We start from the raw sequence: 19,715 nt of genomic DNA, 5'->3' as shown, positions 1-19,715 counted from the left end.
GTTACCGAAGCGACTTTTTTTATCCAAATCTTCCTGTTATATAATCTTCTGTACGCTTATCTTCTGGATTAGTGAACATTGTTTTTGTATCTCTAAACTCTATTACTTCACCATTTAAGAAGAATGCAGTATCATCAGATACACGTGCTGCTTGTTGCATATTATGTGTAACTATAACTATTGTATAATCATCTTTTAGCTCTTCTATTAATTCTTCTACTTTTAAAGTTGATATTGGGTCTAGAGCTGAAGTAGGTTCATCCATAAGTATTACTTCTGGCTTCATAGCTATTGCTCTAGCTATACAGATACGTTGTTGTTGACCTCCAGATAATCCTAGAGCTGATGACTTTAATCTATCTTTAACTTCATCCCATATAGCTGCTCCCTTTAAACTTTCTTCAACTATTTTGTCTAAAGTTTTTTTGTCTCTTATACCATGAGTACGAGGTCCATAAGCTACATTATCATATATGCTCATTGGAAATGGATTTGGCTTTTGGAATACCATTCCTACTTTAGTTCTCAGCTTTATTACATCGCTGCTATTATATATATCTTCTCCATCTACTTCTATTTTTCCTTTTATAGTTACATTTTCTATTAGGTCGTTCATTCTATTTAATGATCTTAAAAATGTTGATTTACCACATCCTGACGGACCTATTAGAGCTGTTACTTTTTTTTCTTTTATATTCATATTTATGTTTTTTAAAGCTTGTTTCGTTCCATAAAATAAATCTAAATTCTCTATATTTAACTTAGTGTTGTTTTCCATATCTACACCTCTTGATATTATTAGTAATTTGCTTTGTTTAATTTCTTAGCTACTACTTTAGCTATTGTATTTAAAATTAACACTAATATTATTAGCACAACTCCGATACTTGCTGCTCCTTGTATATCACCTTTTTCCTTAGTTAAAAGGTATGCATGTACTGTAAGTGTTCTAGCACTATCAAATATAGTTCCAGGCATTTGTGCTACTGTTCCTGCTGTTAATAATATTGCTGCTGATTCTCCTATAACACGACCAACTGATAATATAATTCCTGATAATATACCTGGTATTGCACTTGGTAATATTACTTTGTAAAGTGTTTGGAATTTAGTTGACCCTAAAGCTAAAGATGCTTCTCTATAACTTTGTGGTACTGTTTTTAGAGCTTCTTCTGTAGTTCTTATTATTACTGGTAATATTATTATTGCTACTGTCAGAGATCCAGATAGTATTGAATACTTCATCCCTAAAGTAACTACAAAGAATATCCCTCCGAATAAACCATATATTATTGAAGGTATACCTGCTAAACTTTCTGTAGCAAATCTAATTGCTGTTACTAACTTACCTTTTTTAGCATATTCTTGTAAGTATATTGCTGATAAGATTCCTATTGGAGTAGCAACTGCTATTGAAAGTAATACTGTATATATTGTAGTTACTATCATTGGCAATATTCCTCCATCTCCTGATGCTGAATAATTGCTAAACAAGAATGTTGGGTTTATTCCACTGATTCCTTGCATAAATATATATCCTACTATTACAACAAGTGTAATAACTGTAAATCCTGCCGATAAATAAACTGCTGATTTTAAAATATTTTCTTTTAACTTTCTCATTTTAATCTACCGCCTTATTTGAAAGTTTGTTTAATACTATATTTAATATTAATATAAATGTGAATAATACAACTCCTGTTGCAAATAACATTTCTTGATGAGTTCCGAATGCATATCCCATCTCTAAAGCTATATTAGTAGTAAGTGGTCTTACGCTATCCATTAAAGATGATGGCATTACTGGAGAGTTACCTGCTACAAGTATTACTGCCATTGTTTCTCCTAAAGCTCTTCCTACTCCTAAAACAACCGCAGCTAATATACCAGATTTAGCAGCTGGTAGAACAACTTTAAATATAGTTTCTATATGTGATGCTCCTAATGCTAATGAACCTTCTTTATAGGCTTGAGGTACTGCTCTTATTGCTGTTTCCGATACTGATATTACTGTTGGTAACATCATTACTGCTAAAACTATTATTACTGCGAATAAACTTTGACCTTTTGGTAAATTAAATATATTTTGTATACCAGGAACTATTATCGCTAATCCAAATACTCCATATAAAACTGATGGTATTCCTGCTAATAGTTCTACTGCTGGTGATATAATCTTTGCTAATCTTTTAGGTGCTACTTCTGCAATAAATACTGCTGTTAGTATTCCTACTGGAACACCAATTACTAAGGCCCCTATTGTAGCTAATATTGATGCTGCTACCATAGATGAGATTCCAAACTTATCTGCACTTGGTACCCAATCAGCTCCTGTTAAAAATTCAGTAAATGAATATCCTTTAAATAAAAATGGTGTTAGGCCTTTGTAGAATACAAATCCTATTATTAAAAGTAAACTTATAACAGCAATTAAGGCACTTATTAAAAACACATTTTTTGCTACTTTTTCTGCTAAGTACTTTCCTTCGTTGCCATTCTTATTGTCTCTTTTACTTACATTTACCACGCGAGACTTTGCTAACATAAAACATCCTCCTCAAAATATCCTTCACTTATTATAATTAAAATAATTTCTCTCTGCTTTATTAGGCATTGACTCCTACAAGTTTATAATAAAGGTCCTAAGTTAAATCCATATTAGATTTAAGTTAAACTAGCGTAAAATTCAGACAATTTTTTTAACATAAATTTTACTTTATTTTTATTATTTTTTTATTTTTTTAACATTTTAACTTTTAATTAATGTAAGGAAAACTTTATTAATTTTTCTTTACAAAACAAAAGACACACCTTTAGGTGTATCTTTTTCATGAGGATATCTATTTTATGCTTATAAAGCCTTTACCTTCCATTATTTTTTGACCTTCGTCACTTAATATGAAGTCTATTAATTTATTTGCTTGTTCTGTCATTGAATCTTCTTTATTAACTAATATAAATGGTCTTGCTATTGCATATGCATTTGACTTTACATTTTCTGGAGTTAATTCCACTCCCCCAATTTTCAACATATTTACAGTATCATCAACATATCCATATGATATGTAACCTATTGCATTTTCATTACCTTCTACTGTAGTCTTTATATTTCCTGATCCATCACTTATTTGAGCTTCTTTAGTTAATGCTTCTGACTCAAATCCTACTTTTTCTTGGAACCCATCTCTAGTTCCTGATCCATCTTCTCTTGATAATACTACTATTGGAGCATCTTTTCCTCCAACATCTTTCCAGTTAGTAATTTTACCTGTATATATACCTTTTATTTGATCAACTGTTAAATCTTTTACAGTGTTATTTTTATGTGTTACTAGGGCGATACCATCTAAAGCGATCTCTGTTTCTTTTAATCCAGCATTTTTTTCTTCATCTTTTAAATCTCTAGATGCCATACCTATTTGAGATGTTCCTTCAATAGTATTTTTTATACCTGCTGATGAACCAACTTGTTGTATTTCAACTGTAACGCCTTGATTATCTGCTTGGTATTTTTCTGCTATAGATTCCATTGCAGGTCCTACTGATGTTGACCCTGATACAGTTACTTTCGATCCATCGTTACTTGATGATCCTGAACCACATCCTACCGCTAAACTTCCTACTAATACTGTACTCGCTAATAATACCGCTATCTTTTTCTTAAACATTTGTTTACCCCCACTCACATATTTTATATTCAAATTATTTTAATGTGTTTTCCTCTTTACAATTTAATGATACTGTTGTTATGTTAAGTGAATATTATAAGTAAGTTAAGTAGATGTAAATTGTGTTAAGAATGTGTAAAAATATAGATTATTCAAAATTATTTCTCAATTATACCTAATTTAATTTAGCTTTTATCTATTTTTAATTTATTTTTTATAGATAGAAAAATTTTTATATATAAAAAGAGCTATCTTAGCTTTTCATACATATTCGCTACGATAACTCTTTTTTACTTAACTATTTATTATATTCTTGCTCTAATTGATCAACTAATTCACCAAATATTTTTAATGCATCATCTACAGATTCTTTCTTTTGCATATCTACTCCAGCTTTTTTTAATTGAGCTAATGGATATTCTGATCCACCACTTTTTAAGAATGATATATATCTATCAACTGCATTTTGTCCTTCTTCTAATATCTGTTGACTTAATGCACTTGCAGCAGAAAATCCTGTTGCATATTTATAAACATAGAAGTTTGAATAGAAATGAGGTATTCTTGCCCATTCTAATTCAATTTGTTGGTCTATAATACATGATTTTTTATAATATTTTTCATTTAATTTATAATATATTTCATTAAATTCTTGAGCTGTTAATGGTTCTCCAGCTTCTACTCTTTCATGAGTTAATTTTTCAAACTCACCAAACATAGTCTGTCTGTATACAGTAGTTCTAAATTGCTCTATATAATAATTTAATAAATAAATTCTTTCTTCTTTAGAATTTGATTTTTCTAATAAATAATTTATTAAAAGAAGTTCATTTAATGTAGAAGCAACTTCTGCAACAAATATTTTATAACTTGAGTATAGGTATTCTTGATTATGCTTTGAATAATAACTATGCATAGAATGGCCTAATTCATGTATTAATGTAAATAAAGAATTTAAATCATCTTTATAGTTCATTAGTATATATGGTTCAGAATCGTAACTTCCCCAAGAATAAGCTCCACCTTGTTTTCCTTCATTCTCATAAACATCTATCCATCTTTCATCAAATGCTCTTTTTATTAAACCTAAATATTCTTCACCTAAAGGTTTTAATGCTTCTAATATAATTTCTTTAGCTTCTTCATACGTAATTTTCATATCAAATTTATCTGTTAATGGAACATATAAATCATACATATGTATTTCATTTAATCCTAAAAGTTTTTTCTTTAATTCAATATATTTATTTAATGCATCTAAGTTTTCATCTACAGCGGATATTAAATTATTATAAACATCTACACTTATATCATCTTGGAATAATGATGCTTGTAATGCAGACTCATAATTTCTTGTTTTAGCATAAAATATTTCTGATTTTATTCCACCATATAAAGTCGATGCAAATGTATTTTTATACTGACCATAAACTGAATACATAGCATCAAAAGCATCTTTTCTAACTTTTTGATTTTTACTTTTTAAAAATACAGAATAATTAGAGTGAGTTAACTTAACTTTATTACCTTCTTCATCTTCTATTTCAGGGAATTCTAAATCTGCAAATGATAACATATCATACACATTTTCAGGTATTCCAGATAAATCAGAAACCGCTGCTAAAATCTCTTCTTCTCTTTCTGTTAATGTATGTGGCTTTTCTCTTAATATTTCACTTATATGTTTCTCATAAAATGCTAACTCATCATGAGTTAAATACTCTTTTAACTTTGCATCATCTATAGCTATAAGTTCTGGAACTATGTATGATGTTGCCATAGATAATTCTGTTGATAGCATATCAGTTTTAGTAGCTATAGATTGATTTTCATTTATTCTTGTATCTTCATGTTGCTTCATATGAGTGTATACATATAAATTTTGAAGTATTCTTGATGCATCTTCTGATACTTTTAAAGCCTCGTATAGGTTTTCCCATTTCTCACTAAGTTTGCCTTTATACTCTTTAGCTTTTTCTATAAGATCTTTTACTTTTTTAATATCTTTTTCTATAGCATCTTTACTAGCATACATTTTTTCTATTTGCCATTTAAATTTTTCTTCTATTTTACTTCTGTCTACTCCCATAATTTACTCTCCTTTAATAAAATTTTAAAGTTATTATATTTTCATTTATTCAACTATATATTCTATCCAATATAATCTAATAAAATGTAATTTTATATTATAAAACTGAGACTAGTATTGCACCTTCTGATGTGAACGTTCCCATTATAGGTCCTATACTAGATATTAATATTTCCTTAAAGTTAGAGCCTTCATTTATTATTTGCTTTATTTTTTCTGCTTTTTCAGGACAATTTGCATGACCTATTACTACTGTTCTAGTTTCAACATGAGTTAAATGATTTTTAACATATTCAAGCGCTTTCTTTAAGCTATTACTTCCACCTCTAGCTTTATCTATCGGCTTAACTAGACCATCTTCTATTCTTATTATTACTTTGAAATTTAATGCATTTATTAACTTACCTGCAACTGCATTAATTCTTCCACCTTTTATTGCATTTTCTAATGTATCTAATGCTCCAAAGAATATAATTTCTTGTTTAAATCCTTCTATTGCATCTAGTATTTCATCCATCGTTTTTCCGTTCTCTATTAGCTCATTACATTTTAATATCATCAAAGCAACACCTATTGAACCACTTTGGCTATCTATAACTTCGATTCTTTTGTGTGGATTTTCTTCTAAGTACATATTTTTAGCTAACACAGCATTACTATATGTACTAGATAATTTAGATGTTAGTGTGAATACTAATACTTCATCTTCCTCACAATTATAAAGTTCTAAAAATCTATCTGGAGAAGGACTTGATGTTTTAGGTAACTCTTTACATCCTCTCATTTTATTGTAGAAAGTCTCATCGTCTATTTCTACGCCTCCAATAAATGACTCATCTCCAAATGCAACATTTATTCCTACTATACCTGGATTTACCCTATCTATAACTTCTTGTGGAAAATCACACGAACCGTCTGTTATTATTTTTATGCTTTTTTTCAATTCATACACCTCAGCTTTAATTTAGTTATACTCTATTTTATATTATTTTAATGTAAATAATCTACACTTATTATGTTTTTTGACATATTTAATTCTTTAACTAACTCTTCCATTATTATTCTTCTATCATAAACTATAAAAAAGCTTAATTTCCAACAGTTATCACCGTCATTTTCTATATCTATATTTTTCACATCGATCTGAGACTTTTCAAACTTTCCATAAAGTATAGATATCATATTTATATTGTTTACTGTTACACTAAATATAGTCTGCTTTTTTCTAAATAAAACCTTATCTATATTTTTTAATATATATAAAGTTATCATTACAAATAACCATGCAGAGATACTTAGTACATAATATCCATATCCAACTGTTATTCCTATACATGCTGTTGCCCATATACCTGCAGCAGTAGTTAATCCCCTTATTCCATTAGACGTTTTTAATATCGCTCCTGCACCTAAAAAACCTATGCCAGATAAAACTTGTGCTGTTAATCTTCCTGGATCTATATTGGCATATGCGCTATAATCATGAAATAACGCTAATGATGTTAATGCAGTAATACATGACCCTACAGAAACTAATATATGGGTTCTAAACCCAGCAAACTGGTGAGATTTTTCTCTTTCTAATCCTGTTAATCCGCCTACCACTAATGCTATTAATAATCTTATTATTATTTCTTTATTGCTTACAGCTATAATTTTAATCTCCCCCTATATTCTCTTTACATTTATCCCCAAAAGAAAATTTTATTTTTTATTATAAACTTTATTTATTTAAATATAAAATATATACTTTATTGTATTATAAAAGAGCTAAATTTATAGCTCTTCAATGTTTTTTTCATGATGTAATATATTTATATGTGTAGGATAAGCAATATGTACATCGTTCTTTTTAAACACTAATAAAATTTGTAATTTAGTTTCCCTCATTGCAGAAAAATATTTATATGATTGTACAACCCCTGTTATAGTATATTTTGCTCCTACAGGATTATCCTCAATATCTGTAACACCATATACCTTAAAAGACTTCTTTTTATCTCCTGATGAAGGGCTTATTGTATAATCCTTAAACTTTTCATTCATTATATCACACACTTCTTCTAATGAATCCATAACTTTCATAGGATCTTCTTCATATGATACTCTAACATGTACTACTACTCTCATTTTATTTTTACTGTAGTTTCTTATACTTGTTATGCTTCCATTTGACACAGTGATCCTTCTTAAATCCCAGTCTCTTAATCCAAGACTTCTTAATCCTATTTCTTCAACAGTTCCTCTGAATTTTTCGTTTATTACAACAAAATCGCCTACTTGTAATTGCTTTTCAAATAATATAAAAAATCCATTAAATATATCTTTTAATATACTCTGGGCTGCAACACCTGCTATAAGCCCTACTATACTAGCACCTGTAACTAAAGTTCCAAATTTAGTAGCATCTATTATTTCAAACTCTCTAAGCACTAATACAAGACTTAGCACAAAAATAATATAATATGTTATAGAAGATAATACACTACATAATGTATTTTCATATCTTTCATCAAACGTAGTTATTTTAAATAATTTCTTTAAAAGATAATGAATTGTTTTTAGCGCTATATATGAACATACAAAAATTAAAATAGATTTTATAATTTTAGCTATCATAATAAATATCATCCTCAACTTCAAATTTACAATAAACTCTTCTAGTTATTTAATATTCTCAGTTTTTTGGTAATATATTCATTATCAACTTTTATAAATTTATGCACAAAAAAACCCACTTTTGTGGGTTATTTACTACTCAAACTCATATACTTATTTATTAACAAGTCTATCTTATTACTTGAATCAACAAGTTCTTCTTTGAATATTTCCGGATACTCTATGTAAGTGTTGATTTCGTCTCTTAATGCTTCTATCTCTTTTTTTAATGCTTCTATTTCACTATTCGCCACACTGATCACCACTATATACAAATTTGTCTATTTCTAGCTCTATAATATCAAATTTAAGCTGTTTTTGTCAACACAAGTACATTACAAAATGTGTCAATAAATGATTAAATTTACTTTAACTGGATATCTATATAAATAGTAGCTATTAGTTGACAATTATAATCATTATTGATATAATTTTATTGATAATGAATTTCATTAGGAGGTATTAATGATGACTGTTTACGATTTAAGAGTTGGTCAAAAGGGTACTATTAATAATATAAACGGAAATGAAAAATTAGCAAAAAGATTACTTGCTTTAGGATGTATAGATAATACTGAAATAGAAGTTAGAAAAGTTGCTCCATTTGGTGATCCAATTGTTGTAAGATTTAGAGGTTTCGATCTTGCTATTAGGAAATCTGACGCTAAAAACATTTCTTTAAAGTAAAGGAGCGGAAAATATGATTAATGTAGCATTATTAGGTAACCCAAATGTTGGTAAAACTACTGTTTTTAACCTTCTTACAGGTTCTAATCAATATGTAGGAAACTGGCCGGGTGTTACCATAGACAAAAAAGAAGGATTTTTAGGTGAAGATATAAAAATTATAGATTTACCTGGTATATACGCAATGGATACTTTCTCAAACGAAGAAAAAGTATCAAAAAACTTTTTAGAAAATGGAGATGTAGATGTAATAGTTAATGTTGTTGATGCATCTAACCTATCTAGAAACCTTTATTTAACAACACAGCTAATGCAATTTAATAAGCCAATAGTATTACTACTTAATATGCTTGATGTTGCAGATGCTAAAGGTATAAAAATTGACTATGATAAATTAGCTAAGGAGCTTAATGTAACTGTAGTTCCAATAATAGCTAAAAAGAAAAGTGGTACTGACAAAATTTCTCAATCTATAAAGTCTGCTTCAAATAGTAAATTATCTTATACTACTAACTGGGGTTCAGAGGTTGAGACTTATCAAAAAATAGAGTCTATATTAGATAAATGTAGTGTTTCTTATTCAAGTAAGAAAACTTCTATAAGCGATAAACTTGACAATATAATATTAAATCCAATATTAGCTTACCCTATATTCATAGCAGCTCTTATGTTATTATTTAAATTTACATTCGATTGGGTAGGTGGACCTTTACAAGAAGGTCTAGCTGGATTAATTGATGCACATGTTGCTAAACCATTGGGTGATATGCTAGTAAATTCTAGCCCTTGGTTTAAATCACTTATACTAGACGGTATAGTTGGTGGTGTTGGTGGTACTTTACCATTCTTCCCTCTAATATTTACTTTATTCTTAGGGTTATCATTCTTAGAAGATAGTGGTTATATGTCTAGAACAGCATTCTTAATGGATAACATAATGAGAAAAGTTGGTTTATCTGGTAAAGCTTTCATACCTATGGTAATGGGTCTTGGATGTTCTTCTCCAGCTATAATGGCAACTAGAACACTAGAAAGCGAAAAAGATAGAAGAATAACTGCACTTATTGCACCTCTTATGACTTGTAGTGCTAGGTTACCAATATATGCATTATTTGCTGGTATATTTTTCCCTGATACTGCAGCAATAGTTACTACTTCTCTTTATTTAGTTAGTATAGTAGTTGCAATACTAGTTGCATTAGTGTTAAATAAAACAACTTTTAAAACTGAAGTTGAACCATTTATACTAGAACTTCCAGAATATAAGTTGCCTACTATCAGTGCAATCTTAAAAAATACTTGGAATAAATCAAAAGGATTCTTATCAAGAGTTGTAACTGTAATGTTCGCAATGTCTGTTGTGATATGGGTTCTTTCATCATTTAACTTTAACGGGTTTACAGAAGATTTAAATAATAGCTTTTTAGCATACGCTGGAAAACTTGTAGCTCCAATATTTGCACCTCTAGGATTTGGTGATTGGAGAGCTTCAGTTTCTATATTAACTGGGCTTGGTGCTAAAGAGATAGTTGTTAATACTATGTATGTTCTTTACGGAAACTTAAATGAGGTTCTTCCTACAGTATTTACAGGAGTTACTGCTTATGGATTCTTAGTATTCTCTGCATTATATACTCCATGTATAGCTGCTCTTGCTACTATGAAAAAAGAGTATGGAAATAAGATGATGTTTATATCTCTTGGATATCAATTTGCTCTTGCATGGGTAGCAGCATTTATAGTTAAAATTATAGGAGGTGCTATATTTATGCCAGGATCATCAAGCTCTATAGTAGAACTACTTATCGGTGGTTCAATTATACTAGTATCTATAATAGTTATATTAAGAAAATTAAATTCAAAACAATCTTCACCTGGATGCAGCGGTTGTTCAGGATGTGCTAGCCAAGGAAATTGTTCTGTAGAGGTTAAGCAAGAAGTACAATAGAAAATTTAGGAGTAATTCTTTATAGAATTACTCCTTTTTAAATTCAATGTTTATTTTTTATATTTTACATAAATAAAAGACAGTAGTATTAATACTACTGTCTTTTATTTATTATATATTTTAGAATTTAACATCCATTTTAATTTCTTTTCCACCTCTATTTACTACTATAGAAGCTTTATCCCCTTTTGAGAATTTATATAGTGATTTATTTAAATCTGACATTGTTGAAACTTTATTATCTCCAACTTTTACAATTACATCACCGGCTTGAATTCCTGCTCTTTGAGCTGCTGTATTAGCTAATACTTCTGCTATATAAACACCTTCTTCAGCTTCTAGTTTTGTACCTGTTGATGATTCAAATATAGCTAAGTCTATTCCTTTTATACCTAATGTTGCTTTTTCAAATTTTCCTGTTTTTATAATTTGTTCAACTATTGGTTTAGCTGTATTTATAGGTATTGCAAATCCTAATCCTTCTGCTTGAGATGCTTTTGCCGTATTTACTCCTATTACTTGACCTTTTTCATTTAATAAAGGTCCTCCACTATTACCAGGGTTTATACTAGCATCTGTTTGCATTAAACCAGTCATATTAGATTTCTCTGTTTGTATAGTTCTATCTAAACCACTTATTATACCTTGAGTTACACTTTTTTGGAACTCAAGACCTAATGGATTTCCTATCGCTATTGCTATATCACCTGTTCTTACATTGTCACTATCACCTAATTCAGCTGGAGTTAATCCTTTTTTATCAACTTTTACCATTGCTAAATCAAGTTGAGGATCATTCCATAAAACTTTACCTGTTGTATTTGATCCGTCATTAAATAATACATTAACATCTACCGCTTTTCCATCAGATACAACATGTGAATTTGTAAGTATGTATCCATTTGCATCTACTATAACACCTGTACCTACACCTTGAGATTGCGTTGGTATAGCAAATATATTGTTAGTATCTATAGTTGTAGTAGTTATCCCAACTACTGATGGCATAGCCTTATCAGTTACTGCATGGTAGATATTCTTACTTTTTCCATCATCATTTATAACTATTTCTTTAGAATTTGATTCCGATTTTCCCATACTATTTTTCATTAAAACAACAGTTAATAAACTACTTAGCATACCTGTTATTATACAGACTATAACGATTAGTCCTATTCCTCTTTTACTTGACACAAATATCCCTCCTAATTAATTTCTAAAAATAAATAATCATCCTTATTATGTATTTTTAGCAAAATTAATATTTTAATAACATTTATTTTAATTTTGTCTAAAAAATTTATATGACAATTAAATATTTTTTATATTTACTTTTAATTTTTATAAAAGTATTGTTGTTTAAAAATAAAAGAAATCATCATTAAGATAAATTTATCTTAATAATGATTTCATTATATTACTGTATTCTTAATTTAACCTTAACTAATTTAATTAAGATTAAAGTCTTTTTTCTAATTCTTCTTTTTCTTTTTCAAATCCTGGTTTACCTAAAAGTGCAAACATATTTTTCTTATAAGCTTCAACACCTGGTTGATCAAATGGGTTAACACCTAATAAATATCCACTTACTGCACAAGCTTTTTCAAAGAAGTAAACAAGGTATCCAAAGTTATATTCATCTAATTGAGGTATGTTTACTATTAAGTTTGGAACTTGTCCATCTGTGTGAGCAAGTAAAGTTCCTTGGAAAGCTTTATTGTTTACGAAGTCTACAGTTTTACCTGCTAAGTAGTTTAATCCATCTAAATCTACTTCTGCTTCGTCTATAGTTACATTTTTCTTAGAGTTTTCTACATTAAGAACAGTTTCAAATAATATTCTCTTTCCTTCTTGTATATATTGACCCATTGAGTGTAAATCTGTTGAGAAGTCTACTGCTGCTGGGAATATACCTTTATTATCTTTACCTTCACTCTCTCCATATAATTGCTTCCACCATTCAGATACATAGTGTAGTTGTGGTTCATAGTTTACTAATAATTCAACATCTTTACCTTTTCTGTGTAAAACATTTCTTACTACAGCATATTGGTAACTGTGGTTAGTTTTTAAATCAGATGTTTTAAATTCTTCACAAGCATCTGAAGCACCCTTCATCATAGCATCTATATCAAGGTTAGCACATGCTATTGGTAATAATCCAACTGGAGTTAATACAGAGAAACGTCCCCCTACATCATCAGGTATTACAAATGTCTCATACCCTTCTTCATCAGCTAATTTCTTTAAAGCCCCTTTAGCTGAATCTGTTGTAGCATATATTCTCTTGCTTGCTTCTTCTTTTCCATATTTTTTTTCTAAGAAGTCCTTGAATATTCTAAAAGCTATTGCAGGCTCTGTTGTAGTACCTGATTTCGATATAACATTTATAGATACATCTTTATTTTTGATTACATCTAATAAATCCATCATGTATGTTGAACTTATATTGTTACCAACATAATATATTTCTGGAGCTTTTCTTTCGTCTTTAGATAAGTTATTTCTAAAAGAATGACTTACCATTTCTATAGCAGCTCTTGCTCCTAAATACGATCCACCTATCCCTATTACTAATAAAACATCTGAATCCGATTTGATTTTTTCTGCAGCTTTCTTTATTCTTGCGAACTCTTCTTTATCATAATTGTTAGGAAGATCAACCCACCCTAAAAAGTCATTTCCTAATCCAGTTTTTTCATGAACCATATTGTGAGCAGCGTCAACAAACGGTTGCATGCAGTCTATCTCATTTTGACTGAAGAATCCTAAAGCTTTACTATAATCAAATTTTATATTTCCCATAAACTTACCTCTTTCCTTTATGTAATATAATGAAATTATATCATAAAAAATATTATAGATTAACAAAAAAATAACAATTTTTTTAATTTGTATAATTATTTATAAAATAATAATATTGATATGTTTTAAATTTCTATTTTATTAAAATAATTTATTATCTAATAATTAATTTATATATTCTTATTTTAATATTATTTACAAAATTTAAAATAAAAAAGTTGCCTTTTTAAGGCAACTTTTTTTATTAATTATTTGTTACTCTGTCTGCAATAACTTGTTGTGCTATATTTACTGCATGATCTGATATTCTTTCTAAGTTAGATAATATATCTAAGTAAACAACTCCATTATCTATACTGCATAAATTGTTATTTAATCTATGCATATGATTCGCTCTACACGATTTTTCCATTATATCTACTTGTTCTTCCATCTTTATTACCTTACATGCTAAATCAACGTTAGATGTTCTCATAGCTTCTAAGGAATAAGTATATGCAGATATAACCTTGTTATACATATCTTTTAATTCAACCATTCCTAATTCAGAGAATGATACATCCGAATCTATAGCAAGTTGAGCTAATTCTGCTATATTTTCTGAATGGTCTCCTATTCTTTCAATATCATTTACTGTATTAAATAATACATCAACAGTTTCTCTTGAATTTTCGTCTAAAGATGCTTTAGATAATTTTAATAAATAATTTAATATTAGTTTTTGTAAATCATTTAGTAATAACTCTCTCTTAAATGATCTTTCAATTTTTTCAGGTGATTTTTCGATTAAACCTTCCATAGCTGAGTTTAGGCTTTCTTTTGCTTTCTCACCCATTCTTAGAGTTTCTTTTATTATATTAACTAATGCTATTGAAGGAGTTTCTATCATTCTATCATCTATATATTTAACTGTTCTTACTTCATCTTCATCTTCATCTGTTTCTTTATCTGGAACTAACTTTATAGCAATCTTTATTATTAGTTTAGTAAATGGTAATAAAGCTACTACTGATACTATGTTGAATAATGTATGTGTGTTTGCTAATTGTCTAGCTACATTTCCTGGATCCATAGCTACAACTATATGTTGAACTGGCTTGCTAAGGAATATTAAGAATATAATTGTTCCTAATACATTAAATACTAAATGCATCATTGCAGCTCTTCTAGCATTTTTATTAGCTCCAACACTTGATATTAATGATGTTACACATGTACCTATGTTTTGACCATATAGTATTGGTAATGCAGCCTCTAAAGGTATTAAACCTTTTGCTGCTAAAGCTACTAACATCCCCATTGAGGCACTTGAACTTTGAACTATTGCTGTTATACCAAAACCTAATAAAAGTCCTAATAAAGGATATTTACCAAATGTAAGTAATAAATCTGTAAATCCTTTGTATCCTGCTAAAGGCTCTACTGCTGCTTTCATAAAATCCATACCCGTAAATAATAAACCAAAACCTATAAGTATTTCAGCTAAATTCTTTTGCTTTGGTTTATTAGAGAATAAATATAGTATTATACCTATTCCTAAAGCTAGTGGAGCCATTCCTGTTAGGTCTAAAGATACTAATTGTGCTGTTATAGTAGTACCTATATTTGCACCCATTATAACTCCTACAGCTTGAGGCAGTGACATGATTCCCGCATTTACAAATCCAACTACCATAACAGTTGTTGCACTAGAACTTTGAATTACAGCTGTAACTAATGCACCTACTAAAACTCCCATTATAATGTTACTAGTAAGTAATTCAATTATTTTCTTTAATTTGGCCCCGGCTGACTTTTGAAGTCCGTCTCCCATAAGATTCATTCCATATAAGAAAAGTCCTAGGCCTCCCATAAGATTTACTATAATTTCCAAAATTGTTTCCTCCTAAAGATAATCCTCATTTCGGTATAAATAAATACACCCCTTGTATTTTATCAAATCCTAAGGGGTGTTATGTTAAAATTATGTTAAATATTATAGAATTATTAATAATTTGTTAAGATTATGTAAAATTTTGTAGATTTATAGGTTAGAATATTTCATTATTATTTTTTCTGCACACTTGATTCCATCAACAGCTGCAGTAACTATTCCACCTGCATATCCCGCACCTTCTCCACATGGATAAAGATTTTTTGTATTAGCTGATTCTAATGTTTCTTCATCTCTGACTATCCTTATAGGTGCTGAAGATCTAGTTTCTACTCCTGTTAATACTGCATCATGCATTGCAAATCCATGTAATTTATTATCTAAAGATACTAAAGCTTCTTTCATAGTAGTAGTTACAAATTCAGGAAGACATTCTCTTAAGTCAACAAATTCTACACCTGGTTTGTATGATGGCTCTACACTACCTAGACTTGTTGTTACCTTGTCATTTAAAAAATCACCTACAAGTTGAGCTGGAGCATTATAGTTTTTTCCGCCTAATTCATATGCTAATTTTTCATACTTCTCTTGGAAGTGTACACCTGCTAATGGATCATCACTACCAAAGTCTTCAGGTAATACATTCACTAAAAATGCACTATTAGCGTTTGCTTTGTCTCTTGCGTGCTCACTCATACCATTAGTTACTACTTCAAACTCATTCGATGCTGAAGCTATTACACTGCCTCCTGGACACATACAAAATGTATATGCAGTTCTAGCATTAGAAGTATGTTCTATTAATCTATAATCAGCAGCTCCTAATCTCGGATGGTTGTAAAATTCTTTGTACTGTGATTTATTTATTAATTCTTGAGGATGCTCTATTCTTGCACCTATAGCAAAAGGTTTTTGAATTATTCTTACGCCTCTTTTGTGTAACATTTTATAAGTATCTCTTGCACTATGACCTATAGCTAAAATAACAGCATCTGATTCTATAGTTTCTGTTTCATTTATAACTACAGCTTTTATTTCTTGATTTTCAACTATAACATCTGTAACTTTAGAGTCAAATCTAACTTCTCCTCCAAGTCTTATTATTTCATTTCTAATATTTTTAACTACACCTTTTAATATGTCCGTACCAACATGTGGCTTATGAGAGTATAATATTTCATCTGGAGAACCAAAATTAACTAATTCTTCTAATACTTTTCTACATCTTATATCTTTTATTCTTGTAGTAAGTTTTCCATCTGAAAATGTACCAGCTCCACCTTCTCCAAATTGTACATTTGAATTATTTTTAAACTTTCTATTATTCCAGAAATCATTTATATCATTTGTTCTGTTATCAACATCAAGCCCTCTTTCTAATAAAAGTGGATTATACCCTTTTTGAGCTAACAATAGCGCTGCAAATAATCCTGCTGGTCCGCTACCAATTATAATAGGTCTATTGTTAAGTTTTTCAGTACCAATCTCTACACCTATATATGTAGCCTGTTTTACTTTTACAACATCTTTTACTTTTGATTTTAAAATTTTATCTTCATTGTTAACTTGTGCATCTACAGTATATACAAAGTCTATTTTTCCTCTTCTTCTAGCATCTATAGATTCTTTATATATATTGTATTTTATAAGATCTTTTTCCTTAATTTTTAATTTTTTTATTACAAGATCTTTAAGTGAAGAAATATCTTCATCTATTCCTAATTTTAAGTTAGATATTCTTATCATAAATGTTTGCTCCTCTTTTGTTTTTTACAATCTACATATAAATTATATATTTATCTATAGATTTTTATGTATTATAGTTTGCTTGTATGTAAAAAAGCTAGGGTATTAAGCCTAGCTTTATATAAACATTACATCTATATTTTCTTTTTCTAAATCTATTTCATATATTTCATTGAAAATAAATTCTTTAATATCATCTGTTATAGATTCCTTGTTTACATTTGAGTTTAAATTTGTAACTAAAGCTAGTGCATCATTAGACTTACCTAATCTATCTACATAAGCTTGATTCACTTTTAATATCACAACCTTTAAGTCACATACAAACAGATCTTTGTTTCCTAAATCTATTTCATCATCATACTTATACACTTTAAACTCAGTTACTCCTTCATAAGGAGTTATATTCTCTATTCCTACTAAATTCATATTTAATTAGTCCTTTTTTGTTATAAGGCCTCTTATAACCTTCATATTATTAAATACTTTTTCTAAGAAATTCTCAGCTTCTTCATTATCTAAAAGAGCTATTTCTAATTGTTCATCATCATTAATACCTTTAGATTCACAATATTGTTTAGCAACTTTTACTAACTCATTTTTTGCATCTATAGATAAATCAAATTCTTTATAATCTATTATTATGTATTGTTTAGTTTTTTGAGTTTGTCCTTCATTGTATCCTATTTCTATATGATAAATAACAGCGTAAAGGTTATTTGGATTTTCTTCTCCTTTGTATACAGGTACTGCAGGATTAGATTTTATAATGTTTGTTGATACTGCTATTGCATTTCCTAAACTAAGACTCATAACTATACCTCTTTCTATACATTTTATATATTTACTATTTTATACATTATTCGCATATATTAAAACCTTTTTTTATAAATTATATAAAATTTAATTTTTATACAGTTATTTTTCAAATTTAGACAAAATTTTAGGAACTATATATTAATATAATTCCTAAAATAATTTTAAATATTTATTGTTGTTTGTAATATCTTTTATTTCCATATAATATTTCATATAATGAAAGTTTATAAAATATTTTAATAATTCCTATGATACTTTAAGATCTTTATATCTCTTACCTAATGTACTTGGACTTATTTCATATTTTTTAGATATTTGAGCTTGTGTTATGTTCTCTCCAGCAACCTTTTTGATGTGGTATTCAACTGCAGCTGCCCATCCGTTTTCAGAACCTTTCACTTCTCCATTAGCTTGTTTGTATTCATTCCAGAATGATATGCAAGCATCTATATGTTCTTTTTCAACGTTTTGTCTAAGAACTCCACACACTTTACATTCATCTTCTATAACTTCATCTTGCGTTACAGCTACTTCTTGAGCTGCTTGATTCATTTTAGATTCTTTTTGTTGTTTTAAATATTCTGCTATACTTGGATCTAATAGTTGTTGCATATACTTATATAGTATATGAGTATGATGTATTAAGAAAGTTTTCATGTCTTTATATAAGTCTTCATATTGTCCGAATAAATGTTTTATATCATTGCATATAACATCTTTAACTGCATCAGATATGCTTATAGTTACATCTATTAATATACTTATATCATCAACTGTAACTATTCTTGCTATCATGCTACTTCCTACTTTAAAGTCTTTTAATAAGTTTACGTCTTCTGTGTAAACTTCTTTGTCCGTTAAGCAATCTTTTAATAAAATTTTATCGTCTTTTACTTCAGTTACTTCGTATATTCCTACGTATGATTCGAATAAGTTTCTTAATATCTCTACATCTCTTGTAGTTAAGTTATCTCTGTTGTTTTCATAAAACTCAACAGTCATAACTTTCTTATTCTCCATTATATGATCTTGTATAAAATACGTATTGAAGAATCTTTCAAACTTTGTATTGATTGCTTCATCTTCTACTATATAAAACATTTCTTTAGCTTTTTCATACTCGTCTTGGTATTTGTCTTGCTTAGCAAATTGCTGTATTTTAGTATATAATTCCGAATATTGCTTTTGAGAAAGACTTACCTTTCTACTAGCTCTTTCAGATACAACATCTTTATTTAAACAACATTTTTTATATTTTCTGCCACTTCCACAAGGGCATAACTCGTTTCTCCCTAACAATGTGACTGTCACTCCTTCGTTTTTAAATTAAAGTACAATTTGTTATTATACCATTTTTTCTCCAAGTATTCTATAATTATGCTATTTTTTTATATTTTTTTGTATACTGTAAACTTTTGGTAT

Annotated in this window: 18 protein-coding genes; 2 read left to right on the top strand and 16 right to left on the bottom strand. The window is 28.7% G+C overall.

Going from position 1 to position 19,715, the window contains the following annotated elements:
• Window positions 1-19: 19 nt before the first annotated feature.
• The 9 genes from pstB to BLP75_RS13475 form a co-directional block, all read right to left on the bottom strand.
• Window positions 20-778 carry a phosphate ABC transporter ATP-binding protein PstB gene (pstB, locus tag BLP75_RS13515; protein WP_092726873.1) on the bottom strand — a complete coding sequence of 253 codons (759 nt, stop codon included), beginning with the start codon at window positions 776-778 and terminating at the stop codon, window positions 20-22.
• Between the two features lie 20 nt (window positions 779-798).
• Complete coding sequence (pstA, locus tag BLP75_RS13510; protein WP_092726872.1) at window positions 799-1,623, bottom strand: phosphate ABC transporter permease PstA; 825 nt, start codon at window positions 1,621-1,623, stop codon at window positions 799-801.
• A gap of 1 nt (window position 1,624) precedes the next feature.
• Complete coding sequence (pstC, locus tag BLP75_RS13505; protein WP_092726871.1) at window positions 1,625-2,545, bottom strand: phosphate ABC transporter permease subunit PstC; 921 nt, start codon at window positions 2,543-2,545, stop codon at window positions 1,625-1,627.
• 295 nt (window positions 2,546-2,840) lie between these two features.
• The gene (locus tag BLP75_RS13500; protein WP_092726869.1) at window positions 2,841-3,668 is read right to left on the bottom strand and encodes a phosphate ABC transporter substrate-binding protein; all 828 of its coding nucleotides are present in this window, start codon (window positions 3,666-3,668) and stop codon (window positions 2,841-2,843) included.
• Between the two features lie 298 nt (window positions 3,669-3,966).
• Window positions 3,967-5,757 (bottom strand): oligoendopeptidase F, encoded by a 1,791-nt coding sequence (gene pepF / locus BLP75_RS13495; RefSeq protein ID WP_092726868.1) that lies wholly within the window; start codon window positions 5,755-5,757, stop codon window positions 3,967-3,969.
• Window positions 5,758-5,854: 97 nt separating this feature from the next.
• Window positions 5,855-6,700 carry a DegV family protein gene (locus BLP75_RS13490; RefSeq protein WP_092726867.1) on the bottom strand — a complete coding sequence of 282 codons (846 nt, stop codon included), beginning with the start codon at window positions 6,698-6,700 and terminating at the stop codon, window positions 5,855-5,857.
• Between the two features lie 47 nt (window positions 6,701-6,747).
• The gene (locus BLP75_RS13485; protein WP_278335058.1) at window positions 6,748-7,383 is read right to left on the bottom strand and encodes an MgtC/SapB family protein; all 636 of its coding nucleotides are present in this window, start codon (window positions 7,381-7,383) and stop codon (window positions 6,748-6,750) included.
• Between the two features lie 150 nt (window positions 7,384-7,533).
• Entirely contained in the window at window positions 7,534-8,376 is an 843-nt protein-coding gene (locus BLP75_RS13480) for a mechanosensitive ion channel family protein (protein ID WP_170139046.1), read from the bottom strand.
• A gap of 128 nt (window positions 8,377-8,504) precedes the next feature.
• On the bottom strand, window positions 8,505-8,669 hold the full coding sequence (locus BLP75_RS13475) for an aspartyl-phosphate phosphatase Spo0E family protein (protein ID WP_092726862.1): 165 nt from the start codon (window positions 8,667-8,669) through the stop codon (window positions 8,505-8,507).
• Between the two features lie 214 nt (window positions 8,670-8,883).
• Here BLP75_RS13475 and BLP75_RS13470 point away from each other — a divergent pair, with 214 nt between their 5' ends.
• Complete coding sequence (locus tag BLP75_RS13470) at window positions 8,884-9,102, top strand: FeoA family protein (RefSeq protein WP_092726861.1); 219 nt, start codon at window positions 8,884-8,886, stop codon at window positions 9,100-9,102.
• Between the two features lie 13 nt (window positions 9,103-9,115).
• Window positions 9,116-11,050: a ferrous iron transport protein B gene (gene feoB / locus BLP75_RS13465; RefSeq protein ID WP_092726860.1), complete on the top strand. Its 1,935-nt coding sequence runs from the start codon at window positions 9,116-9,118 to the stop codon at window positions 11,048-11,050.
• Between the two features lie 120 nt (window positions 11,051-11,170).
• Here the strand turns inward: feoB and htrA are convergent, their stop codons facing one another.
• The 7 genes from htrA to BLP75_RS13430 form a co-directional block, all read right to left on the bottom strand.
• Complete coding sequence (gene htrA, locus BLP75_RS13460; RefSeq protein WP_330385814.1) at window positions 11,171-12,244, bottom strand: serine protease HtrA; 1,074 nt, start codon at window positions 12,242-12,244, stop codon at window positions 11,171-11,173.
• 264 nt (window positions 12,245-12,508) lie between these two features.
• Window positions 12,509-13,855, bottom strand: a complete 1,347-nt coding sequence (locus BLP75_RS13455) for a glucose-6-phosphate isomerase (protein ID WP_092726859.1) — start codon at window positions 13,853-13,855, stop codon at window positions 12,509-12,511.
• 244 nt (window positions 13,856-14,099) lie between these two features.
• Window positions 14,100-15,728, bottom strand: a complete 1,629-nt coding sequence (locus BLP75_RS13450; protein ID WP_092726857.1) for a Na/Pi cotransporter family protein — start codon at window positions 15,726-15,728, stop codon at window positions 14,100-14,102.
• 150 nt (window positions 15,729-15,878) lie between these two features.
• A complete protein-coding gene (locus tag BLP75_RS13445) occupies window positions 15,879-17,474 on the bottom strand; it encodes an NAD(P)/FAD-dependent oxidoreductase (protein WP_092726856.1) in 1,596 nt (531 codons plus the stop codon).
• A gap of 117 nt (window positions 17,475-17,591) precedes the next feature.
• Window positions 17,592-17,903 (bottom strand): hypothetical protein, encoded by a 312-nt coding sequence (locus tag BLP75_RS13440; protein WP_092726855.1) that lies wholly within the window; start codon window positions 17,901-17,903, stop codon window positions 17,592-17,594.
• A 6-nt stretch (window positions 17,904-17,909) separates the two neighbouring features.
• Complete coding sequence (locus BLP75_RS13435) at window positions 17,910-18,287, bottom strand: hypothetical protein (RefSeq protein WP_092726853.1); 378 nt, start codon at window positions 18,285-18,287, stop codon at window positions 17,910-17,912.
• A gap of 252 nt (window positions 18,288-18,539) precedes the next feature.
• Window positions 18,540-19,592: a YecA family protein gene (locus tag BLP75_RS13430; protein ID WP_170139045.1), complete on the bottom strand. Its 1,053-nt coding sequence runs from the start codon at window positions 19,590-19,592 to the stop codon at window positions 18,540-18,542.
• Window positions 19,593-19,715 lie beyond the last annotated feature (123 nt).

This window comes from Romboutsia lituseburensis DSM 797, assembly GCF_900103615.1.
Lineage (GTDB): Bacteria > Bacillota > Clostridia > Peptostreptococcales > Peptostreptococcaceae > Romboutsia_F > Romboutsia_F lituseburensis.
The sequence above is the reverse complement of the archived record's forward strand: the minus strand, read 5'-3'. Positions and strand labels throughout refer to the sequence as shown.

Excerpts from the sequence above, each read along its gene's own strand:
- pstA (WP_092726872.1), bottom strand. The coding sequence starts at position 1,623 with ATGAGAAAGTTAAAAGAAAATATTTTAAAATCAGCAGTTTATTTATCG.
- pstB (WP_092726873.1), bottom strand. The coding sequence starts at position 778 with ATGGAAAACAACACTAAGTTAAATATAGAGAATTTAGATTTATTTTAT.
- BLP75_RS13455 (WP_092726859.1), bottom strand. The coding sequence starts at position 13,855 with ATGGGAAATATAAAATTTGATTATAGTAAAGCTTTAGGATTCTTCAGT.
- pepF (WP_092726868.1), bottom strand. The coding sequence starts at position 5,757 with ATGGGAGTAGACAGAAGTAAAATAGAAGAAAAATTTAAATGGCAAATA.
- BLP75_RS13435 (WP_092726853.1), bottom strand. The coding sequence starts at position 18,287 with ATGAGTCTTAGTTTAGGAAATGCAATAGCAGTATCAACAAACATTATA.
- BLP75_RS13440 (WP_092726855.1), bottom strand. The coding sequence starts at position 17,903 with ATGAATTTAGTAGGAATAGAGAATATAACTCCTTATGAAGGAGTAACT.
- feoB (WP_092726860.1), top strand. The coding sequence starts at position 9,116 with ATGATTAATGTAGCATTATTAGGTAACCCAAATGTTGGTAAAACTACT.
- BLP75_RS13500 (WP_092726869.1), bottom strand. The coding sequence starts at position 3,668 with ATGTTTAAGAAAAAGATAGCGGTATTATTAGCGAGTACAGTATTAGTA.
- BLP75_RS13445 (WP_092726856.1), bottom strand. The coding sequence starts at position 17,474 with ATGATAAGAATATCTAACTTAAAATTAGGAATAGATGAAGATATTTCT.
- BLP75_RS13470 (WP_092726861.1), top strand. The coding sequence starts at position 8,884 with ATGACTGTTTACGATTTAAGAGTTGGTCAAAAGGGTACTATTAATAAT.
- BLP75_RS13480 (WP_170139046.1), bottom strand. The coding sequence starts at position 8,376 with ATGATAGCTAAAATTATAAAATCTATTTTAATTTTTGTATGTTCATAT.
- pstC (WP_092726871.1), bottom strand. The coding sequence starts at position 2,545 with ATGTTAGCAAAGTCTCGCGTGGTAAATGTAAGTAAAAGAGACAATAAG.